Annotated in this window: 20 protein-coding genes; 11 read left to right on the top strand and 9 right to left on the bottom strand. The window is 48.0% G+C overall.

The genetic code is table 11. The features are described 5' to 3' along the window. The first annotated feature begins 201 nt into the window (after positions 1-201). Both ACYVF1_RS18805 and ACYVF1_RS18800 read left to right on the top strand, forming a co-directional pair. Positions 202-774, top strand: a complete 573-nt coding sequence (locus tag ACYVF1_RS18805; protein ID WP_461081630.1) for a DUF4136 domain-containing protein — start codon at positions 202-204, stop codon at positions 772-774. A gap of 98 nt (positions 775-872) precedes the next feature. Further along, on the top strand, positions 873-1,154 hold the full coding sequence (locus ACYVF1_RS18800) for a hypothetical protein (protein WP_461081628.1): 282 nt from the start codon (positions 873-875) through the stop codon (positions 1,152-1,154). A gap of 138 nt (positions 1,155-1,292) precedes the next feature. Here ACYVF1_RS18800 and ACYVF1_RS18795 read toward each other — a convergent pair whose 3' ends face one another. Further along, a complete protein-coding gene (locus ACYVF1_RS18795; protein ID WP_461081626.1) occupies positions 1,293-2,219 on the bottom strand; it encodes a DUF6607 family protein in 927 nt (308 codons plus the stop codon). Positions 2,220-2,385: 166 nt separating this feature from the next. Between ACYVF1_RS18795 and ACYVF1_RS18790 the strand changes: the two genes are divergently transcribed. The 5 genes from ACYVF1_RS18790 to ACYVF1_RS18770 are packed head-to-tail and all read left to right on the top strand — an operon-like array spanning position 2,386 to position 6,475. After that, positions 2,386-4,473: a TonB-dependent receptor plug domain-containing protein gene (locus tag ACYVF1_RS18790; protein ID WP_461081624.1), complete on the top strand. Its 2,088-nt coding sequence runs from the start codon at positions 2,386-2,388 to the stop codon at positions 4,471-4,473. A gap of 16 nt (positions 4,474-4,489) precedes the next feature. Continuing rightward, positions 4,490-5,194: a DUF4198 domain-containing protein gene (locus ACYVF1_RS18785; protein WP_461081622.1), complete on the top strand. Its 705-nt coding sequence runs from the start codon at positions 4,490-4,492 to the stop codon at positions 5,192-5,194. 26 nt (positions 5,195-5,220) lie between these two features. After that, complete coding sequence (locus ACYVF1_RS18780; protein ID WP_461081620.1) at positions 5,221-5,580, top strand: hypothetical protein; 360 nt, start codon at positions 5,221-5,223, stop codon at positions 5,578-5,580. A 12-nt stretch (positions 5,581-5,592) separates the two neighbouring features. Beyond that, entirely contained in the window at positions 5,593-5,799 is a 207-nt protein-coding gene (locus tag ACYVF1_RS18775; RefSeq protein ID WP_461081618.1) for a hypothetical protein, read from the top strand. Between the two features lie 43 nt (positions 5,800-5,842). Beyond that, positions 5,843-6,475: an HmuY family protein gene (locus ACYVF1_RS18770; protein WP_461081616.1), complete on the top strand. Its 633-nt coding sequence runs from the start codon at positions 5,843-5,845 to the stop codon at positions 6,473-6,475. Between the two features lie 69 nt (positions 6,476-6,544). Here the strand turns inward: ACYVF1_RS18770 and ACYVF1_RS18765 are convergent, their stop codons facing one another. The 3 genes from ACYVF1_RS18765 to ACYVF1_RS18755 all read right to left on the bottom strand — a co-directional run bounded on the left by ACYVF1_RS18765 (position 6,545) and on the right by ACYVF1_RS18755 (position 8,996). Next, complete coding sequence (locus tag ACYVF1_RS18765; protein WP_461081614.1) at positions 6,545-7,075, bottom strand: ferritin; 531 nt, start codon at positions 7,073-7,075, stop codon at positions 6,545-6,547. A 113-nt stretch (positions 7,076-7,188) separates the two neighbouring features. After that, complete coding sequence (locus tag ACYVF1_RS18760) at positions 7,189-7,545, bottom strand: hypothetical protein (RefSeq protein ID WP_461081612.1); 357 nt, start codon at positions 7,543-7,545, stop codon at positions 7,189-7,191. Between the two features lie 77 nt (positions 7,546-7,622). After that, positions 7,623-8,996 (bottom strand): peptidoglycan DD-metalloendopeptidase family protein, encoded by a 1,374-nt coding sequence (locus tag ACYVF1_RS18755; protein ID WP_461081610.1) that lies wholly within the window; start codon positions 8,994-8,996, stop codon positions 7,623-7,625. Between the two features lie 158 nt (positions 8,997-9,154). Between ACYVF1_RS18755 and ACYVF1_RS18750 the strand changes: the two genes are divergently transcribed. After that, the gene (locus tag ACYVF1_RS18750) at positions 9,155-9,955 is read left to right on the top strand and encodes an RpnC/YadD family protein (RefSeq protein ID WP_461081608.1); all 801 of its coding nucleotides are present in this window, start codon (positions 9,155-9,157) and stop codon (positions 9,953-9,955) included. 11 nt (positions 9,956-9,966) lie between these two features. On the opposite strand, the gene ACYVF1_RS18745 is transcribed toward ACYVF1_RS18750, so the two are convergent. Both ACYVF1_RS18745 and ACYVF1_RS18740 read right to left on the bottom strand, forming a co-directional pair. Then, positions 9,967-10,743 carry a LytR/AlgR family response regulator transcription factor gene (locus ACYVF1_RS18745; protein WP_461081606.1) on the bottom strand — a complete coding sequence of 259 codons (777 nt, stop codon included), beginning with the start codon at positions 10,741-10,743 and terminating at the stop codon, positions 9,967-9,969. Beyond that, complete coding sequence (locus ACYVF1_RS18740; protein ID WP_461081604.1) at positions 10,740-11,804, bottom strand: sensor histidine kinase; 1,065 nt, start codon at positions 11,802-11,804, stop codon at positions 10,740-10,742. The genes ACYVF1_RS18745 and ACYVF1_RS18740 overlap by 4 nt, the downstream gene beginning before the upstream one ends. Positions 11,805-12,056: 252 nt before the next feature. On the opposite strand from ACYVF1_RS18740, the gene ACYVF1_RS18735 reads away from it, so the two are divergent. The 3 genes from ACYVF1_RS18735 (at position 12,057) to ACYVF1_RS18725 (ending at position 16,524) form a co-directional block, all read left to right on the top strand. Then, entirely contained in the window at positions 12,057-14,726 is a 2,670-nt protein-coding gene (locus tag ACYVF1_RS18735) for a TonB-dependent receptor (RefSeq protein WP_461081602.1), read from the top strand. A gap of 60 nt (positions 14,727-14,786) precedes the next feature. Continuing rightward, the gene (locus tag ACYVF1_RS18730; protein WP_461081600.1) at positions 14,787-15,380 is read left to right on the top strand and encodes a YceI family protein; all 594 of its coding nucleotides are present in this window, start codon (positions 14,787-14,789) and stop codon (positions 15,378-15,380) included. Positions 15,381-15,588: 208 nt separating this feature from the next. Continuing rightward, entirely contained in the window at positions 15,589-16,524 is a 936-nt protein-coding gene (locus ACYVF1_RS18725; protein WP_461081598.1) for a polysaccharide deacetylase family protein, read from the top strand. A gap of 108 nt (positions 16,525-16,632) precedes the next feature. Here ACYVF1_RS18725 and ACYVF1_RS18720 read toward each other — a convergent pair whose 3' ends face one another. The 3 genes from ACYVF1_RS18720 to ACYVF1_RS18710 all read right to left on the bottom strand — a co-directional run bounded on the left by ACYVF1_RS18720 (position 16,633) and on the right by ACYVF1_RS18710 (position 21,409). Then, positions 16,633-17,472: a ThuA domain-containing protein gene (locus ACYVF1_RS18720; protein ID WP_461081596.1), complete on the bottom strand. Its 840-nt coding sequence runs from the start codon at positions 17,470-17,472 to the stop codon at positions 16,633-16,635. A gap of 109 nt (positions 17,473-17,581) precedes the next feature. Beyond that, positions 17,582-18,607, bottom strand: a complete 1,026-nt coding sequence (locus ACYVF1_RS18715) for a sugar phosphate isomerase/epimerase family protein (protein ID WP_461081594.1) — start codon at positions 18,605-18,607, stop codon at positions 17,582-17,584. A 57-nt stretch (positions 18,608-18,664) separates the two neighbouring features. After that, complete coding sequence (locus ACYVF1_RS18710; RefSeq protein WP_461081592.1) at positions 18,665-21,409, bottom strand: PQQ-dependent sugar dehydrogenase; 2,745 nt, start codon at positions 21,407-21,409, stop codon at positions 18,665-18,667. Positions 21,410-21,453: the final 44 nt, after the last annotated feature.

Here is a 21,453-nt window from a genome sequence, read left to right as displayed (position 1 = left end):
TGACGCAAAAAGCTTGTGTTAAAAATCGTTAAAGTTTAAATTAGACTTGATAATCAAAAGGTTATACTGGTGTAGGACGTAAGAGATTGCTTAGCCACATCGAACGAATTCAGCCGATTTTTAGTTATTAAGATGATGTATACGAATGACCTTTTCTTTAGCGTTTAATAGTCATTTGATACTCATAACGACTCAATATCCATGAAACTCAAAGGCATAATCAGCAGTCTGTTCGTCGTCGGTACGCTGGCGTCCTGCGCCCCCGCTATTACGGTTAAGTACGATTACGACCCCAAAGTGAATGTTCGGCAGTTTACTACGTATCGTATTGAAGCTGACCGGCAACGTAATGCTGACCCCATCGTGGGCAGTAACCTGAACCAGCGTCGGATTGCCGATGCGCTGGAACAATCATTAAAAGCTCGTGGCTACAAACCTGTTACGCAGGGGGAAGCTGATCTGATCGTTCGGTTCTTTATGGACTCGAAAGACAAACAGCAAATCCAGTCGAACAATATGTATTCGCCCTACTCATGGGGATGGTACGGTGGTATGGGTAACAACGTGTATTCTCGTCAGTACGAAGAGAATCGTGTTGTAATTAACGTATCGGATGCTCGTACTAACGATATTATCTGGCAAGGTTGGGCTACGGGTCAATTGAATAGCCGGAACAAAGAACGCGACCGCGATCAGGCTTTCCGCGAAACGGTTGCCAGTATTATGAAAAACTTCCCAGAAAGTGCTGGCCAGGATTACGGGGCCGCTCGCTAAAGAAGTCATACCATAAAAAAAATACCTGCTTTCCCGACGGAGGCAGGTTTTTTTATGGACTTAGGTTTTTGTTAATTTGCGGCTTTCCCTAAGTAGTCATGAACGCCGTAAGCCGAGGAGTGGTTTATTCACTCGCAACAGCCATACTCGTGTTGCTGTTGTGCATTATGGCATTGTTGGGCGTTGCTTACAATCGTCATCAGCATCTCGAAGATGCCGCCGTTGACCTCAAACGCAATCTGTCCAAACAGGAAAGCAAAATTGTAGAATTACAGGAGCGATTGGAAGATTGTGATACCGTGTCAAAAGTCGTTCCGGCCGATACGTCCTGGAGTACTCCACCGACTGCTACTACTCAGGCTCCTCCACCCAAATGGTAGGGTTTGTTTTAACGTTACGCCAAAAGCGTTTTGTCCTGCTGAGAAACGAAGTGTTTCAAGGTACCCTTACTTCAAAGCAGGAATACATTAAGATACTTCGTTCCTCAGCAGGACAAAAAATGACTAAAAACAAGTCACTTATTTCAGGTATTTCTCAATAGTTTGCCGAATGAGCTGGCGGCTTGTGGCTGAGTTGTACGTACCTTTCTGTGCTGTAGCAGCCAGTTCGTCCAATTCCCTGCCCATCACTTGACCTTTTACCTGGCCTTTAATGCCCACTGCTTCGCGATTAGTTAATACGTCATTCCACACGGCCCGCACATCGGCCCAGTAAGCGCGGTTTTTAGCCCACCAGTCTTTTGCCGCCTGGCATTTTTTATCATCTGTCCGCTTGTATGTATTGATCCCTTTTTCAGAAGCCAGCAGTTGATCGCCCGCTTCTGAACGTATCACTTTATCATTGTCCTGTTCATGCACATAGCCATCTGGACGTATTTCGTGGTGATTCGTCCGACGCATTACGTTGTAGTCAGTACGTTTGGTGTATTCACGACGGGGTAGGGGAGCGTCAACAGTGCTTTCCCAATAGTGCCGCCCATCTGCGTGAATCCAGGTCGCCGTCCCTTCGTACCGAGGGCTGTCATCTACCTCAAATACTTTCTGTGTCCACTGGCCTTTTACCTGGTCAGGCGTCAGTTTCTGGAGTTTCCAGGAAGCGTTCTGGTCGAATTTGAGCAGGTTCGTGTTTTGATAGACCCAATCTTCGCGCCAGTGTTTGACGATCATCGAATCGCTGACAACCAGCAGGTGCTGAATCACGATTTTATTGGGCCGAGACGCCGGACCGGACTCTTCTTCCACAAATACCAGCTCAGTGCCTTTTGCCGTGTAGCGATCTTTAAAAGCATAGGATTTTTCGGGCGCGAATGTCTCTGCGTAGAGGAAGTTTACATCGTGACACCCACACTGACTTTTAATAGCAGCTATGTCTTCATCTTTATTTGATTGAGCTATAGCTCCACAAGTGATTAATGAAAGAGCGGCAAATAATAGAGGCAAACGCATGATAAATAGTGTATTACGTAGATAATGATTACGGTTGCAAACCTACTTCTTATTTAGACTTTTTACAAATAATTTTAAAAATTGTTTTGAACCATTCTAAATAACCGCTACGTTTGCGCTATCAAATCCCGATAGCCGGCCATCGGGAGTATAAATTCCCTCTTTAATGCCACTCGCTTTATTTCTTTATTTATCACTATTTCAGCCAACGCCCACCGATACGTTGAAAACACGTGCGCTTGACGAAGTTGTGGTTACGGCAACGCGCAATGAACGACCAATGGGTGCCCTGCCATTGCCGGTAACCGTTATTAGCGCGAAGCAAATTCAGCAAATGGGCAGCCTGCGACTGAACGACGTATTACGCGAACAGACGGGTTTGTCTATTGTAACGGATCACGGGCAAGGGCTTCAGGTACAAGGCTTTGGCCCTGATTATACACTCATTCTGATTGATGGTGAACCCGTGGTAGGACGTACCGCTGGTACACTTGATTTAACCCGGCTGGCTGTGGGCAACATTAAACAGATTGAGATTGTCAAAGGTCCATCGTCGAGTTTGTACGGTTCTGAAGCGCTGGCGGGGGTTGTGAATATCATTACGCAGGCGCCAAACGTAACACGAGGCAACGTATCGGCCCGGTACGGGGCCAATCAAACCAGCGATTTGTCGGCGGATGTAAGTCGGCAGTGGGCGATAGGGCAATCGGGTAAGTTAGGTCTTTATGCTTTCGGTAATAGGTATCAATCGGCAGGCTATTCACTTTCACCCGAAACCGGTAGCCAGACCGTAGCGCCATTTACGAATTATACAGGAAGTGGACGCTTGACGTATGAATTCTCACCCAAACTGAAACTCTCAATTTCGGGACGGTACTTTACTGAAAATCAGACGAATGACTTTCTGGTTAGCTCAACGTTACGTGTATCGGGGCCGGGTATGGTACGTGATTACAACCTGAATCCGGTGCTAACGCATCAAGTAACTGATCGCTGGAAACTCATTTATCGATTTTATAGAACTGGCTATTACACAAATACCGATTTGCGTTACGCTGATACGCGTCAGGAATACGACGCCAGCTTTTTCCGGCAAACGTTTAACCGCCCGGAAGTAGTAACCGAACGGATGTTTAATCAGAAGAATATTCTGACAATTGGCGCAGGTTTTATCGACGAAAGTGTGGAAGCGACGCGCTATACCGAGCGTAAACAGTTTAACACTACGTATGGATTTGCCCAATATGAATGGATGCCAACGCTACGTTGGACGGTCATTGCTGGTGGTCGTTATGATGCGCACAGCCAATATGCTAGTCAGTTTAGCCCAAAATTATCGGCGCGTTACGCGTTGAGTCAGTCGCTAGCGCTACGTGGGAGTGTGGGCGTTGGTTTCAAAGCGCCTGATTTTCGACAACTGTACCTGAATTTTGATAATGCCGTTGCCGGCTATAGCGTGTTTGGGACGCAGGAGGCTGCTGCCGGAATTGCTCGACTAACGCGGCTGGGACAAATTGCCGAGATTGTTCTTGATCCTGCTCGATTGGCTACCATTCAGGCCGAGCGTTCGGTGGCGTATAATCTGGGCGCACAGTTTAAATCAATTCAAATTCCGTTAACGGCCAGCATAAACTTATTTAGGAATGACATTCGCGATTTGATTGATACGCAGGTCATTGCGCGAAAAACGAACGGTCAGAACGTATTTAGTTATAACAACTTAAGTCGCGTCTATACGCAAGGTGCCGAGCTGGAAAGCAGCTGGCGATGGACATTCGGTAGCGGGCAATTAACCTTAAGTGCTGGGTATCAGTATCTAATCGCTAAAGACAAAACGGTTGAAGCCAATATTGACGCCGGAAATGTGTATCGCCGGAACCCGACGACGCTAGTGAGTGAAGTTGTAAAACCGTCGCAGTATGGTGGGTTGTTCAATCGCTCGCGGCACATGGCCAATCTCAAACTCTTCTACGAACAACCAAAATCAGGCTTTTCGGCTTCGCTACGTAGTATTTACCGTGGGCGTTACGGCTTCGGGGATCGCGACGGAAACCTGATTCTGGATGCTGATAACGAATACGTTAGCGCATACGTAACCTATAATCTATCAGCCGCTAAAACCTGGAAAGCTGTTACGTTACAGGGAGGCATCGATAACTTCACAAACTATACTGACCCCCAATACATCCCCAATCTGGCTGGCCGATTGTGGTACGTATCGCTACGTTGGACGTGGTCGGCCAAACAGATTTAACCAATCAAACCATTTCATGAAACGAATTCATTTTCTGCTCACGCTGCTTTTGCTGACCCCGTGTATGGTGCAGGCGCACGGCTACTGGATAGAACTAAAAGGTAGTGGTAAGGCTAACGAGCCGGTTCAGGTTCAGTTGTTTTTTGGCGAATACTCGCATGGTTTACGCGAAAAGGGTGCTACGTTAGGCAAGATGTCGGATATCAGCGTGTTTGTTCGCGATGCCGACGGCAATCAGACGCCGGTTGTTATGACGCAGACAGATACGCACTGGCAGGGTGAATTTACGCCGAAAAAAGATGGTTATTACCAGATATTAGGTATCAACGACAAACGCGATGTGCAGGACTGGACCAAACGTGGATTTGGTATTGTGCGTCCGGTTCAATACCTCCGAGCCGATTACATAGTGGGCAATGCCGAACGTAGCGCTACGGCGCAAACGCTTGATGTAGTGGCTAATCCGCAGGAAAATACGGTTGGCCTACGGGTTTTCAAAGACAAAAAAGCGTATGCCAATTCATCGATAAAAGTTGTCAATCCAGACGGTTGGGAGAAAGTTTGTGATACAAACGAGCAAGGGCGTGCCAGCTTCGTTCCCAATAAAAAAGGCCTTTACGTTGTCGAGCTGGAATGGATTGACAAAACGCCTGGTACGTTCAAAAACAAGCCATACGATACCATCCGTCACCGTTGTGACGTAACGTTCGTGGTCAATTAGGAAGTGTCGGCATAAAACCAAACTGTATGAAATGTCAATGTCATTTATTAGCCGATTCTGTCAGCGGGCGCATTGTACTGTACGGCAATGCTACGTATGATAACGCCAATGAGTCTGACAATCATACCATTTCGTTGCAGTTCAACAACATTTCTCAATGGCTTAGTTATGAGGACTTTCTGGCGCTGGAATGGAATGTTCGAAGTATTGATACTGTCGCTTATTTCGATGCCTATCCGTACGAAGAACGTATCCATCTGAGTACTCCGCTACGTTCGATATCTTTCTGTTTCCGCCCACATGAACTGATCGAACTACGGAAAATGCTCAGTAGAGCGGTGGCGCGACTGCACTGGATTGAACTGCTTCGGAAATCTCAGAACTAAGATTAATGACGCATGAATTTGCTTGCCTTTCGAACCAACATAAATACCGATGAGCGAGTCCATCGGGCGGCTTGCCGATTATGCAAACTGCGGGGTGTTTGTCGATGGAGCATCGACCTTGAAGACTGTGTACTACGTATCGAAGCTGACTCCCTGACCGAAGCCGATGTTATTCGGCTGCTGACCAAAGCAGGCTTAGAATGCAACGTACTGAATTAAGAATACAACCATTTAACAATCACAATTACGAACCAATACGATTATGCGTATCACTCCAATTTTGCTTTCCGTTTGTATCAGCACCGCATTTGTTGCTTGTAAGAAAGACGATAACTCTGTCGTAGTTGCTCCTCCTACGGCTGTCACGATCAGTAGTTTAGCTGCTAATCCAACCAGTGCTACGTCGACCAGTGGCCAGCAACCCGTCCCAGCTACCGGTAAGTTTACCCTGTTTAGTTTTAAAGACGGCAAGCAGATTGCCAACACCGATTCAGCAACTAACAAATGGGACGTTGGCTTCCGGGCAACGACAATCATTGTCAACGGTGGACCGATACGTAGCGGACAGGGTGGGGCTTACGTATATACGGGTACGTTCAATGCTTTGACCTCGGTGCCCGCTTCTGCTACGTTTGCTCAGGACCAGAGTGCTACGTCCTTGGCTATTACGGCGGCTTCAGGTCAGGGATGGTACAACTACAACACGACAACCAACATTATTTCGCCTATTCCCGGAAAAGTGCTGGTAGTACGTACTGGCGATGGCAAGTATGCCAAAATGGAAATCCTGAGTTACTACCAGGGCGCGCCAGCTAATCCTGATGCGAGCAGTGCTCAGCGCTATTACACGTTCCGGTATCTGTATCAGCCCGATGGAAGTCAGAATTTGAAGTAACTATTCCAAAACCCTGAACAAAAAAAGGCATCCAGTTCGGATGCCTTTTTGCGCTTAATCATAGGTTGGTTATTCGAAAACGTTGTCCTCGTACGTAACGCTGGACAGTTTTTTATCAAGGTAATACACCTGATCAGCCGGAATCTGATCGATCAGATCGAGGCAACGACGCGCGATGTATTCTTCTTCTACTTGCTCTTTAACGTACCATCTCAGCAGTTCTTCAGTGGCGAAATCATTTTCGCGACGGCAGATGGCAATAATACGGTTGATGGAGTCTGTAACAGCAATTTCCTGCTCCAGCACAGTTTCAAATACCGAACGCAGTGAATCAAACTCCTGATTTACAGTAGGTATTTCGGGTGAATATGCCGTTGCACCCTGGTCGCACAGGTAATGGAAAAGCTTCATGCCGTGCTTCCGTTCTTCTTCTGATTGCTTGTAGAAGAAGCCAGCGCTATAGTCGTAACCCATCCGATCGCACCAGCCAGCCATTGCCAGGTATTTCGACGAGGCTGTCAATTCCATTTGTATCTGCTGGTTCAGGGCCAGTTCAACGGTTTCTTTTATAGATGTTCGTAGTCTTGCTAAATCTTTCATGATGTGTTCCCGTTTTCCGGTGAGCTATTCGTATGACAAAACAACATAAAAAAACCGGTCGTTGTTGCACAGCCGGTTGATTCTCAGAAAATTTAGAAGAAGTCTATTTATGTCTATTCGGCCATTGTACAGCCGCATTCGCGAAGCATAGAATTTAATTCGAGCATGAGTCGGGCGCCGTTGAGCAGTTCGCGCAAATGCACGATTTCGCATAGAGTCAATACGTAGCAGCGTTCAGAACGGGGAAGCGCCAGAATTTCGATGTCGTATTCAGCGGCCGTACTCAGCGCCATTTTCCGAACATCGACCGTTTCAACCATCCGACGAAACTGAGCAAAATCACGGGCTGAAAACTGAGTGCGTGTATCCCAGAATTCAAGAATCAGCCGATGGGTTGCATCGCACTGATAAACAACACCTTTATCTGTTTTGAAAACTTCCTGATACGTTACGGGTACGTTACTGGTCATGACTGCGAAAATGAACACACAAAGATAAAACGCATTCGTTAATTAAGAATATTTCTAAACAGTATTTTTGGAACATTTTAACGAACGGTCGTTGTCGTAGGCTTATTGGTTGCCAGCGGCAGATATAACCAGCCCGTTTGCCCGTTCGCGTTACGTACCAATTGATACGAATTCGTCTGGGCTAATACGTCGACGGCGGCACCCGCAGGCATTGTATTCATAACGGCGGCCTGATTATCAGCGGCATCCAGCAGGTTGCCCGATGCCGCTAATGTCAGCCGACGTAGCGGACGATTATTCGTTTCGGTGGTGCTGCCTGCTACGTATCCGGTCAGTCCATCGGGGAGTTCAACGCGGAGCCATGCTTCCGTACCGCCAATGATGGTCATGGCTGATGCTTTGGCTAACTCGCGCAGGATGGGTGCATCACTAGTGGGAGCCAGTCTAATTGGGGAACGAACCGCCGAAACACGTACTGAATCGCCCAAACGGGAAGGCGATAACATCACCTGTTTGGCGGGGCCACGGCCCAGTCGAATATACGGCAATGGGTCGGTGGCACCATTGCTGAAGCCGTAAATACCAAAATGCAGGTGTGGCCCGGTGGTACGTGCATTGCCGGTATTGCCAACAAAACCGATGGTATCGCCAACCGATACGCGTTGGCCGTTCGTTACGTTCCAGCGGTCGAGGTGAGCGTAGTAAAGCCGGATGTTACGTTCATCATCCGACAGAAATGCTACGTTGCCGCCCAGGCTATTGGTGCCAACGCCGGTAACAATTCCATTAACACAAGCCACGGCAGGCGTTCCTTTAGGAGCAAAAATATCGACACCTTCGTGCCGGCGACGACCGCCATCGCGAGGGGCGCCGAAATAACTACTAATCTGGCGACTGTCACGCCCTTTTACCGGGAAAGCCAACGAAGGTTCGCGGGTGATAGTGATAGTATACTGGGCATTACGTAGCAATTCGGGCTGAATGCGAATGAGGTGCGTCTGCGTTTGGCGAGGTTCCCAAATCAGTACGTTCGTATCGGCTTTGGAGGCCGTAATCAGGTCCAGACGATTTCGTTTGTCGATGGCAAATACATCGATAAAAACCTGCGCTGTTTTCTGGCCCTGCGTTTCCACTTTCACCAGAAAGCGGTCGCCCCGTTGCGCATCGAGCCGGTAGCCCACGGCAAACGCCTTATTGGCAGAGAAATAGCCACTTTCACGGTAGGGAATTGTAATCTTGAGTGAGTCGCGTAGCGCGCGTTCACCGGCTGAAATCCAGTCGGTTCCTAACGCTGTGCGGTCGAGTTTCGCTTCTTTCAGCGATTGTCCGTATTGATCGTGGGGCGATGAAGGGCGGAATAGATTTGCAGTAGGCCCTATTCCCGTACAGCCGCTGAACCAGGCTGCTAATAAACCAATCGTAAGAAAACGGAGTGAGTTTTTTAATACCATAGTTGTGCTATAGTCTTTAACGGCTTTGGGGCCTATTTAATTCCCTGCTGAGACGTTGAGCCGAGTTTTACGTCTTATAAAACGTAACGTCGACAATTATATGACACCACTTGCGAATTGGAGGTCACCTGCTTCGAAAAGTAAGTTTTACCAGTGAGATGAGAAAGAAAGAGGACAAACGGGAGGGAAATCAGTACGACAAAATTGTCAAAGAAAATATTGAGAGTATTATCCCTGCGTTAATGAACAGCGTTTTGGGATTCAAAGTCAGAGATGCCGTAACTATCAAAGAAAAGCTCCAGCAAACTAAAGAAAAAGAAGCGGATGCGTTACGTATAATTACTGACCCAGCAGGCCATAAATTTATTCTTCATTTGGAGTTTCAAGTCGATAATTATTCAAAAATGATTTATCGAATGATTGATTATTGGGGATTATTAAAATCGAAATATGGACTTCCCGTTCGTCAGTTTGTAATATTTATCGGTAGTGATAAACCTAATATGCAAGCAATGCTGGCCGAAGATGGCAACTATTTTCAATTTCAGCTTATCAGTGTTCATCAATATGATTACTTGCATTTTTTATCATCCAACAGTCCTGAAGAGGTGATTTTGGCTATTTTAAGCGATTTTGGTGAGGAGAAGCCAGAGAAAGCCCTAAGTCAAATTATACACAGGCTGGAAGAAACCACTACTGACCAGCAAACTTTTCAGAAACACCTGCGACAATTGCGGGTCTTATCGAAACTGCGTAAATTGGATTTAAAATTTGACGATATGATTCGGAACATGGACAAATACATTGATGAAGAGAATGATTATCTCTACATCAGAGGACAACAGAAAATTGTAGCAAATCTGCTCAAAAAATTAAACCTGACCATTGATCAAATTGCCGATATTGCTGAGGTATCCGTTGATTTTGTAAAGAAAGTTCAACAGACGTTAAATAACTAAACGCTACGTTCCTACAGCCAGCGGCTTATAAAATCACCGAAAACGTCTTTGTATTGGTCACTGACGGGAATGGTAGTGGGACCGATCTGTACCGTATTTCGGGTGACGGCGTTGATACGGTCAAGGGCGACGATAAACGACCGGTGAACCCGCATAAATTGACGGGTAGGTAATTTTTCTTCCAATGTTTTCAGGCTGGTTAACGACAACAAAGGCTTTCCTGGATCGCTTTGCCGGTAAACTTTTACGTAATCTTTTAGCCCTTCAATGTATAAAATATCACTGTAAGCAATTCGTACCAATTGATATTCGACTTTCAAAAATAGATAATCGTCCGTAACCTCAACCGGAATCGTCATTGGCGTTGCAACAGACTGAGCGATGGGCGCGGGTTCGGTACGTTGTTGCACCAACTCAAAATACGAACGGGCTTTGCTGGCAGCGCGTAGAAATTCTTCGTAGTTGAACGGCTTCAGCAGGTAATCCAGCGCGTCGACCCGAAAGCCATCGAGGGCAAACTGATCGAAGGCAGTTGTAAAAATGATACGTGTAGTTTGCGAACCTCGATTGTTACGTTCCAGCACACGAGCCAACTCAAGACCAGTGAGATCGGGCATCTGGATGTCAAGAAAAATCACGTCGACCGGGTTCTGCAATACGTGCTGTAATGCTTCTACGGCGCTACTAAAACGGCCCGTCAGTTTCAGAAATGGTGTTTTCTCGATGAAGGCACAAACTAGTCCTAATGCCAGCGGTTCGTCATCGACGGCAATGCAGGAGAGGGTCATTGCAGATTTAGGGTTAGGTGGACACGGTATTCGCCATCACCTGGTTGATCATCAATTGTCAGCGCGTATTGATTCGGGTATAGCAGGTCGAGCCGTCGCCGGGTGTTCACCAAGCCAATTCCGTTGCCAGCTTCAAGGGAGGTCGATTTCTGGGGAAATAACGTATTGCGGACCTCCATCAAAAGCTGGCGCTCACGCTGTTGAATCTCAATGTGAATCCAACTTGGTTCGAGGGCACTGACACCATGTTTAAAGGCATTTTCGAGGAACGGCAAAAAAATCATGGGCGCGATAGGCTCGTCGCGTAGGGGCGAGGGCGTATCGAACGTAACGCTCACTTTGTCAGTCAGTCGGAGCTGCATGAGCTGAATATAATCCCCCAGAAAAGCAATCTCTTTACTCAATAACGTAGTGCCCGACTGGGTTTCGTAGAGCACGTAGCGCATCATGCGCGAAAGCCGGTGGAGTGCTTCGCGGGCTGTTTCTACGTCAATCAGCGTGAGGGCGTAGATGTTGTTTAACGTATTAAAAAAGAAGTGCGGGTTAATCTGCGCTTTTAGAAACGAGAGTTCCGACGTAGTTTTCGCCTGTTCAAGCGCAGTTCGAAGATTGGCGTCGGTTTGCCATTTCTGAAGCATCGCAATGCTCGTGCTGATGCAGAGAACCAGCACAATGGCAAATAAGGAAGGTTGTATCCATCCGTATAGTTTGGGGCGGCTGTTGCCATCGGGATGGAAGGTTCGGTGCATCAGCGTGGGTAAATCGAAACTGTATTCAATGCCAGCTAATATGGCCATCAGCAGGACGACTATTCCCAAAACGGTTAGCGTATAGCGGGTGGTTTGGCCGGGCAGCAGCAGGCGCGGTACTAATACATGCGCATTCAGATAAAACGCACCGATCATCAGCCCAAAGAAAATAACCTGTCGAATCCAGAATATTGTCGGAAACCGAAATTCAGAGGTTAATCCCTGAAAGAAAAGAAAATAACCCAGCAGGAACCAGCCCAGTACGTGACTCAGGAGCGGAACGTAGCGTCGGGGAAATGATGTTGCGGCCATAATCAATTGAAAGCTACAATTTTACAGTAAAATGCCGAATCGCGCCCGTGTAATCGTCTGTTGCCCCGATTTCCCCGATGGTTCGGGCCTTTCGTCCGATAAACGGCGTTACTACATTAATTACCTGTGTATAAAACCATTCATCGGCTAAAATTGACTTTCTGCCGATACTTTTGGTTGCTCGGTCTATTCCATTTTATGGATTGGAACCCCGTATGTTGTTTTGCTTCCGAAATTTTGAATCGAAACACAATGCGCAAGCAACAATTACTTTTCTTATTAACAATCGGACTCTGGAGTGGTTTGACGCAAATCCAGGCAACCTACGCTCAATTTGGCCCTCCGGGTGGTGGTCCAGGCGGCCCCGGTGGATTTGGTCGGCAGCAGGACGGACGCCGGCAGAAAGAAGAATTTACGGGGGTGGCCGACGATGCGCCAAAAGGCAATGGTAAAATATCGGGTCTGCTGATCGATTCGCTTTCGGGAAAACCGGTTGAATTTGCTACCGTAGCCCTTATCAGCACCAAAACGAACAAACCCGTCGACGGTACTACGTCCGATGCGAAAGGAAATTTTACGTTAAGCAAGCTGGCTCCGGGCGATTTTCGGCTTCAGTACTCGTTCATTGGCTATAAAAATACGGATTCCCAACCCTTCACAATTGCGAAAGGAACCGACCTGAAAATGGGTTCGGTAAAACTATCGCCTGATGTTCGCACGCTGGGCGAAGTTGTGGTAACGGGTCAGGCCGCGCTTATTGAAGAGAAAGTGGACCGGCTGGTTTTCAATGCTGATAAAGATATTGCTGCCAAAGGTGGCGATGCCAGCGACATTCTGAAGCGCGTCCCGATGCTGTCAGTTGACCTCGACGGGAACGTATCGTTACGTGGTAGTCAGAACATTCGGGTGCTGATTAACAACAAACCGTCGACCATCGTAGCGGCCAGTGTAGCCGACGCGCTAAAGCAACTGCCCGCCGATATGATTAAAACGGTGGAAGTAATTACCAGCCCATCGGCGAAGTACGATGCAGAAGGTGCCGCCGGTATCATCAACATTATTACTAAAAAGAATACGCTGCACGGCCTGACGCTGAACGTAGACGCTGGGGTTGGTTTGCGTGCTTCGAACCTCGGCCTGAACGGATCGTATCGGCAGGGTAAGTTAGGTATTACGTTGGGCGGCTTTGGCCGGATGATGTATAACCGGGCTTCGTCGACGCTCGATCAGACGACACGTTCTGGCGCGACACCGCTACGTACCCTCCAGGATAACTCAGCCTTTGATAAGCCCATATTTGGTCAGTACAATTTAGGATTCGATTACGATCTGGCGAAAAACCAGTCGCTGTCAGCCAACGTGCGGTTTGGTACGCGAAATTTCGTTCAGGAACAGAATCAGTTGACCAGTATATATTCGGGCCAATCACTGATCAACCAGACGAACCGTGACGTGGACCGGAAAGATTTGTCGAACTCGGTGGACATGAACCTCGATTACATTCGTACGTTCAAGCCGCAGCAGGAGTGGAGCATTTCGACCCAATACAGCCGTACGAATCTGACCAATAACTTCTTTGCGGACCTGCTCAATAGCTCTGGTTTGTTAACTGGTCGCCAGCAGAACCTGAACAACAACGTCAATCAGGAACTGACTATTCAGTCTGATTATCAGACGCCGATTCAGAAAAATCAATTGCTGGAATTTGGTGGCAAAGCCATCATGCGGAAAGTAGACAGCGATTATCGCTACCTGATTGGCGGGGGATCGGGCGAGTTGTCCATCGATCCGAACAACCCGACGGGTGCTTTGTCATACAATCAGAATATCGGCGCTGGCTATATTTCGTATACCTACGTAACGCCCAGCAAATACACCTTCAAAGCGGGTGTGCGATACGAACATACGAGTATAACGGCCACTCAATCGACGGAATCTGTGCAGAATAAACCGTTGAATATTCCGGGCTACGGCAATCTGGTGCCCAGCGTTAACGTATCGAAAAGTCTGGGCGGTGGTACTACGTTAAAAGCAGGCTACAATCGACGGATTCAGCGCCCTGGTTTACAGCAACTTAATCCGAACGTAAACGCTGCCAATCCGCAGATGTTGATGAGTGGTAATCCGAACCTCAGCCCCGAACTGACCGACAATGCGGAGATTAGCCTAAGCTCGACCATCAAGAAGACGTACCTGAACGTATCGGTGTTCGGCCGCCTGACCAACAATGCGATTACGCAGGTTCGGATTCCGGTTGATACGTCACTTTATAATTTTCCGGCGGGATCGATCCTTACTACGTTCCAGAATATCGGCGTGCAACGTACCATGGGCGCTAACGTATTCTTTAACACCAATCTGACCCCAAAATGGAGCCTGAATGGCGGATTTGATGGGTACTACGTTTATATGCAGGGAGCAACGCAGGGTACGGATGGTAAGTCGGTTACGATTAGCAATACCGGTATCAGCATTGGCGGTCGGTTGATGAGCCAATTGCAACTCGACAAAGGCTGGAGCGCGCAGGTTTTCAGCTTCTTCCGTGGTCCGATGCCGCAATTGCAGGGAACGCAGGGTGGTTTTTACATGTACTCGCTTGGTGTTCGGAAGGATATTGCGAACAAGCGCGGAAGCATTGGCCTGGCGGCTGAAAACTTCATCGGAAACGGCGTTACGATGCGTACGGAACTGAATTCTCCGCTATTGTCGCAGGTGAACGTGAACCATCTGTACAACCAGAACGTGAAGTTGACTTTTACGTACCGTATCGGAAAAATGAGTTTTGATGCCCCCCGTCGGAAGGCTCGCTCGGTGAATAACGACGACGTAAAAGCAGGTGAAGGTGGTAACGAAGGTGGCGGACAGCCTCAGCAACAATCGGCTCCGGCTGGTGGTGGACAAGGCGGTGGCCGCCCACGGTAAATTTTAAGGCAAACTTCCTTTTAGATTAAAACCAACAATAAACCAACCACTTAATTACCAATGAAGAACCAGTTCAAACCTTTGCTAGTAGCGGCATCAATGCTGCTGACTTTTTCAACTTCCTACGCTCAGTGGGCTTTGGACAAAGCTCACGCTAAAGTAGGATTTACGGTGACGCACATGATGCTGGCAGAAGTAGACGGCCATTTTAAAACCTTCGAATCCAAAATCACATCGGCCAAGCCAGACCTTTCGGACGCAGTTTTTGAATTTTCGACGGATGTTAACAGCATTGATACCGGCAACGAACGTCGGGATGGAGATTTGAAAGGAGAGAAGTGGTTCGATGCGGCCAAATACCCAAACCTGACGTTCAAGAGCACGTCGTTCAAAAAGGTAGCCGATAATAAATACAAAATTATGGGCGACCTGACGATGCACGGTGTAACTAAGCCTGTTACGTTGGATGCCACGATGATGGGCCCAAAGCAAATGCAGGGTCGTGATGGTAAGCCAGGTCCCGAAAAAGTAGGTCTTAAAGCAACCGGAACGGTAAAACGTACGGATTTTGGTATAGGTGGTTCGGGCGCTATGCCAGTAAGCGAAGAAGTAGAATTGCGGGCAACTGGTGAATTTACCAAGCAGGCCATGTAGTATTTCAAAAATAGTTATAAAGTTAAAGAGTTGTAATGTTGTAAAGTTGGAAGGCTCTCGAACCAACTTTACAACATTACAACTCTTTAACTTTATAACCCTGTAACTTTCTCTATCTGATTTGGCCCAAAATTTGACTAATAATTTTCGGCGTACTATACTAACATCATTCTGGTTTTACTTAAGTTTGAAAGAATATTCATAAACTATGTTTACGCGAAAAGTCTTATCGCTCTCTACAGCGCTTATCCTCTCTATTGTAGTTTCCAACAGTCTCACGAGTTGTCAATCAAAAGGTTCGACCACCAACGAAGCTACCACCGAAAAAACGGCTACGTCGGCTCCTGCTGATAAACCTAAAGCGGCTGAAGCTGAAGCTACTGCGTCTGCCCCTGATCCTTCAAGTATTCCGGCTGATAAAATAGCGGATGCGGCTACGATTCTGGCGCGTCCACAGATTCCGGTTTTGTGTTACCATCAGGTTCGCGATTGGCGGGCGAGTGATTCGAAAACGGCGAAAGATTACATCATTCCGGTGGCATCTTTCAAAGAGCAAATGCAAATGCTGGCCGACAGCGGTTACCATACCGTTCTGCCCGATCAGGTGTATGCGTATCTGGCAACGGGCGCTAAGCTGCCGTCGAAACCGGTCATGCTTACGTTCGATGATGGCGATTTGGACCAGTATGAAACAGCCGCGCCGATTCTGGAAAAACACGGTTTCAAAGGGGCTTTTTTCATCATGACGGTAGCGATTGGTCGTCGGGGGAAACAACCCTATATGGATAAAGCGCAGATTAAAGACCTGTCGGATCGCGGGCATACCATCGGCGCGCACACGTGGGATCACCACAACGTAAAGAAATACCAGGGCGACGACTGGAAGATTCAGATTGAAGAGCCCAAAGCTAAGCTGGAAGCCATTACGGGCAAACCGGTAAAATACTTCGCATATCCGTTCGGTCTGTGGAATAAACAAGCATTGCCTGAACTACAGAAACGGGGTTACGCAGCTGCCTTTACGTTGGCCGATAAACCCGATGATCAAATGCCGCTTTACACCATCCGACGTATCATTGCTGGTGGCCAGTGGAAAACATCGACGATGTATCGGAACATGATTCAGAGCTTCGACGGGAAATAGAAAGAGAAGTTATAGGGTTATAAGTTGCAGGGTTGTAAAGTTGGCTGACGCATCTATTATTCTTGCGCCAGCCAACTTTACAACCCTGCAACTTTATAACCCTATAACTTAAAACCGCCCTGCCCATTCAATACCAGCTACAATGTGCGGGAAAGCATTTTTATCGGTGAATGTTTCGTCGGTGTGACCCAAGCCCGTGTAAAAGATACGTCCTTTTCCGACAGTATTGACCCACGAAATTGGATGGTCGCCACCCATCGCCTTGGGAAACGTAGCTTTATAGGTCGCTTCATTTAGCGTCAGCAAAACCTTGATACTGTCTTTGCCGCGCACACTCTGTTTGAAGTTATACCACTCGTCTTTTCTCCGCCATTTCTCAGGTAAGTGTTTAGTCGTCGGATGCGTCCGATCGTCGGTGATGATCTCGGCTTCGGGCGTATGTTCCGGGTAGAGCGGATGGTCGCGGAAGTGCGTGCCGAGCATATGGTCGTACCAATCCCAACTGTATTCCGTGTCCGAGGCCGCGTGAATACCGACGTAGCCACCGCCGTTTTCGATAAAGTTCTCAAACGCTTTCTCATGTTCTGTCGTCAGAATATCGCCGGTAGTTGACAGGAAAACCACCACTTTGAATCGGCTCAGATAATCGTCGTTGAAAAACGCGCCATTTTCGGTGGTACGTACATCCCAGCCTTTTTCCTGACCAGCTTTTTTTAATGCTTCAATTCCCGGTTCGATGGATTCATGTCGAAAACCATTTGTTTTGGAGAAAACCAGAACGCCTTTGTTGCCCACTGCGCCCGGATCGGCTGGACGAACCGTATCGAATTCGGGTTTTTGCCAGGGTAGCGTCCGGGTAACATACATGCCGAAGACAATAAATCCACCAATGAGGAGAACCAGAACGCCTATAATGCCCAGGAGTACTTTCAGTAGTTTTCGAGCCATGAGGAAGTTATAAAGTTGTAAGGTTATCGAGTTGTATGGTTATAAAGTTATTGTTAGTACGTCAGCCAACTTTACAACTCGATAACCTTACAACTTTATAACTTAACTATTAAGCCAGTTCCGTGCGAACACGCTCCAGCAACGTTTTGGTAGCTTTAATACCGTCTGTAGCAGATAGATAACCGGCCGTCGGATTGTACATATTCATTAAACCACCTTCGTATTCAATACCTACGTAACCATTGAAGCCCGCGTCTTTGATAATCTTGAACATACGCAGAAAGTCAATTTCTGTTTCGTTGCCCTGCGCGTCGAACTTATGCGTTTTGGCGCTGATGCCTTTGGCATAAGGCATCATTTTCTTCACACCTTCGTATTTGTCAAACTCCTTCAGGCATTTGGTGCCCATAATGCCCTTGATATCATTCGTTTCGGGTTTGCTACGTTGCTGACAGAAATTTCCAAAGTCAGGTAGCAGCCCGGCGTTTGGCATATTTACCTGCTTCAGAACGCCCACCAGCCAGTCGATGTCCGTAGAGTTGCCGAAGTGATTTTCAACGATTACGTTCATGTTCGACTTGGCCGCAAATTCGAGCAGTTTATGATAACCATCGGCCGCTGATTTAGCCGCTTCTTCGGCTGGATCGTCGGGTGTCCCGGTCAGGGCTTTGGAGCTGTCTCCCAGGTTGACCCGGATGGAACTGCATCCCAGAAATTTAGCCGCATCAATCCAGGCGTAGTGCGATTCAACGGCTTTTTCGCGCTTGGCGGCATCCAAATCCGCAATGTTGGCCCCGTCGACCATGATGAGGTTGTTTTTCATTCCCAAATCATCGCAGCGTTGTTTGAGGTCTTTCAGATACGCCTGATCGGTATGTTTGTTATTGAAAAACATCGAAACGTATTCCAGAACGTTGATGCCGAAGTCTTTCTTCGCTTTGGCCGGAAAATCCAGATTGGTCATCTTGCCCGACATGATGTCCGGGAAATACGAAAACTCGGCCAGCGAAATCTCAAAGTTGAACTTCTTAGCAGACGTATCAGCGAATGAAGGCATAGGAATCACAGACGATAGACTCACACCGGCGGCTGTCAGACCGAGTTGATTCAGGAATTGACGACGAGATTGGGACATGATTAGGAAAGAAAAGTCCCTCTCTGTTAGACTAGAGAGGGGTTGGGGTGAGGGAAATCAGTTAGAAAACTCAACAGTAGCTGGAACGAACAAAGGTGATTTACCCGCTTTTTCATTTTTGAATACGAAGTATAAATCGTGCTGACCGCTGACGGGTGTTACGTTCACTTTCGCCTTGCTCAGCTTGAAAATGTCGGCGGGGTCATTGCTTTGATTTTGCGTCAGTTCCTCCGTTTGACCAAGTAATTGCCCTTCGGGCGAATCAAGGTGTACCTCAATACGTCCGCCTACGCAGATGAGCTGCGCTTTCGGAACCGCCACCGCAAACTCCATCGACCGAATGCCGGTCATGTCAATTTTGTTGAACGCTACGTTGGTTCCCGACGCCATCACAATCACAATTGGATAAGGCTGGGTCGCCATCTTGAACAACGTAACACCTTTCGATTGGCTATTGCTGGAGCCCAGCGCCACTACTGGATTACGTAGCATCAGCGCTTCTTCCGAAGTTTGAGGAGCAATGCCGTTGGCACCTTTGTCTTTATAGGACGCCTGCAACACCAGATTTCCTTTGTCCTCCTTACCGGGCGTATAAGTGCCCTTTGTGGGAAGCGTTGGCGTGGCAACTTTCTTGTCCGACAACGTAAGGATGTATTTCACAATTTCGCCAGCATCGGCTGAGGCTAACTGCGGGTGAGCCGTCATGATGGCATCGCCCCACACGCCACCACCGCCTTTGATGATTTTATTCGACAGGCTTGCTACGGCATTGGCGTCGCTTTTATAGCGTTTTGCTACGTCAACAAACGCCGGTCCAACCGATTTTTTGTCTGTGAAATGACACGCTTTGCAATCGCTTTTTTCCATTAACACTTTGCCGGTGCCGAGATACGTTGCCTCTGAAAATTTATGCCCTGCCTCACTAGCGGCCGACGTACCCACTTCATTCTGATACGTTGCCCGAACCACCACCTGCTTCGATTGTATTTTGTTATTAGCCAGACTGCCGTCTTCTTTGTCCGATACGTTAACCTGATACGCAATCGGTTCGCCGGGGAAGTAAAAACTCTTGTTACCTTTTGTGATGGCTAACTCAACGGCCGGCGGTTGGTTGCCCGCTAATACGTCGATTTCGCGGGAGTCTTTAAGGCCGTGCGCATCCGTCACGGTTAGAATTGCTTTATACTGACCAGGTTTCTGGAACGTAAAGCTTGGATTTGGGCCGTTTAAAAGTGTCTGCTGGCTTCCGGCTTTCGACCCTCCAGTCCGGGACACAACTTTCCACTGATACGTCATCGCGTCGCCGTCGAAATCTTTCGTTCCTTCCGACGATAGGGTGACTTTCAGGGGAACTGCGCCAACTTTCTGGCTAGCTGATGCCACTACGTTCGGTTTACGATTTCCGGCGTTGAATTCGATTTTAACCAGTCGGGAGTCGTCATTTTTCAGGAACCAGCCAGTGCCGTATTCCAGTACGTACAAATCGCCGTTCGGACCGAAAGCCATATCGATAGGGTGGCTGAACGCCATGTTGGGCAGGAATCGCTCTACGTTAGTCATCTTACCTTCGCTATCGTAGCTTACAGACAGAATCATGTCGCGCATCCACTCGAACAGGAATGTCTTTCCGTTGTAATATTCTGGAAATGCGCGCTTTGCGCCTTTGAAATCATCCTGGTAATACGTTGGGCCAGCCATCGCGCTACGTCCGCCCGTACCCATAAACGGGAATTTCTTGCTGTCGGCGGCCGGGTAAAAAATCATCGCGGGCTGGGCTGGAGGAAGATCGCGCAGCCCCGTGTTGTTGGGGGAATCGTTGAACGGGTGCGCCGGGTCAAACTTTTCGCCTGGTTTATTCGTGGCGAAATCAACATCGTTATAGGCTTTGTTATCGCCCACAAAATAAGGCCAGCCGAAATTTCCCGCCTTACGCGCCTGGTTGTACTCATCCTCCGCCTGTGGTCCGACGCCCGCCGAATCAACACCCGCATCAGGGCCTACATCGCCCCAATACAAATAACCTGTGTGCTTATCGACCGAAATCCGATACGGATTCCGATGTCCCATTGTGTAAATTTCGGGGCGCGTTTTGGCTGTGCCTTTCGGAAACAGGTTGCCTTCAGGAATCGTATACGTACCGTCGGCTTCGGGATGGATACGCAGTATTTTGCCCCGCAGATCGTTGGTATTACCCGACGATTTCTGGGCATCCCAAGGGCCACGACCGGGGCGTTCGTCGATAGGTGCGTATAACGTAGCGCGTGGGCTGGTGTTGTCGCCGGTCGAAAGATACAAATTGCCGTTACGGTCCCAATCGATAGAGCCGCCGGTGTGGCAGCATTGTTCCCGCTGAACAGGCACCTCCAGTAACACTTTTTTCGACGAAAGAACCAGCTCATCGCCTTTCATCTCGTAACGCGTCAGGATATTTTTAGGCTCGGCACCAGCGGGCGAATAGTACAAGTAAATCCAATGATTTTTCGCAAAGTCCGGGTCGATATTTACCCCTAGTAAGCCATCTTCGGCCTCAGTTTCAGTCCCTTCCTTATCTTTATACTTCGTGCTGACCGGAATCGTAGCGATGGTTTTTACCTGCTTCGTCGTTGGCGAATAAAGTTGAATAGTTCCATGCCGCTCGATAAAGATGACACGCTCATCGGGCAAAATTGCCATTTCGAGGGGTTCATTCAGTTTCTCGGCCAGTACTACTTTTGTGAAACGATTTTCGTCGGGTTTATCTCCGGAAGCCGTCAATGGCCTTGTCGAATATGCCCAAAGACCGATAGCGCCTATGCTAAGCATAGCTGCTACTCTATAAGGTTGGCGTAAAGAAAATTTATTTACCA

This window comes from Spirosoma flavus, assembly GCF_054778555.1.
Note: the sequence above shows the minus strand (reverse complement) of the source record. Positions and strands in the feature narration are given on the sequence as shown.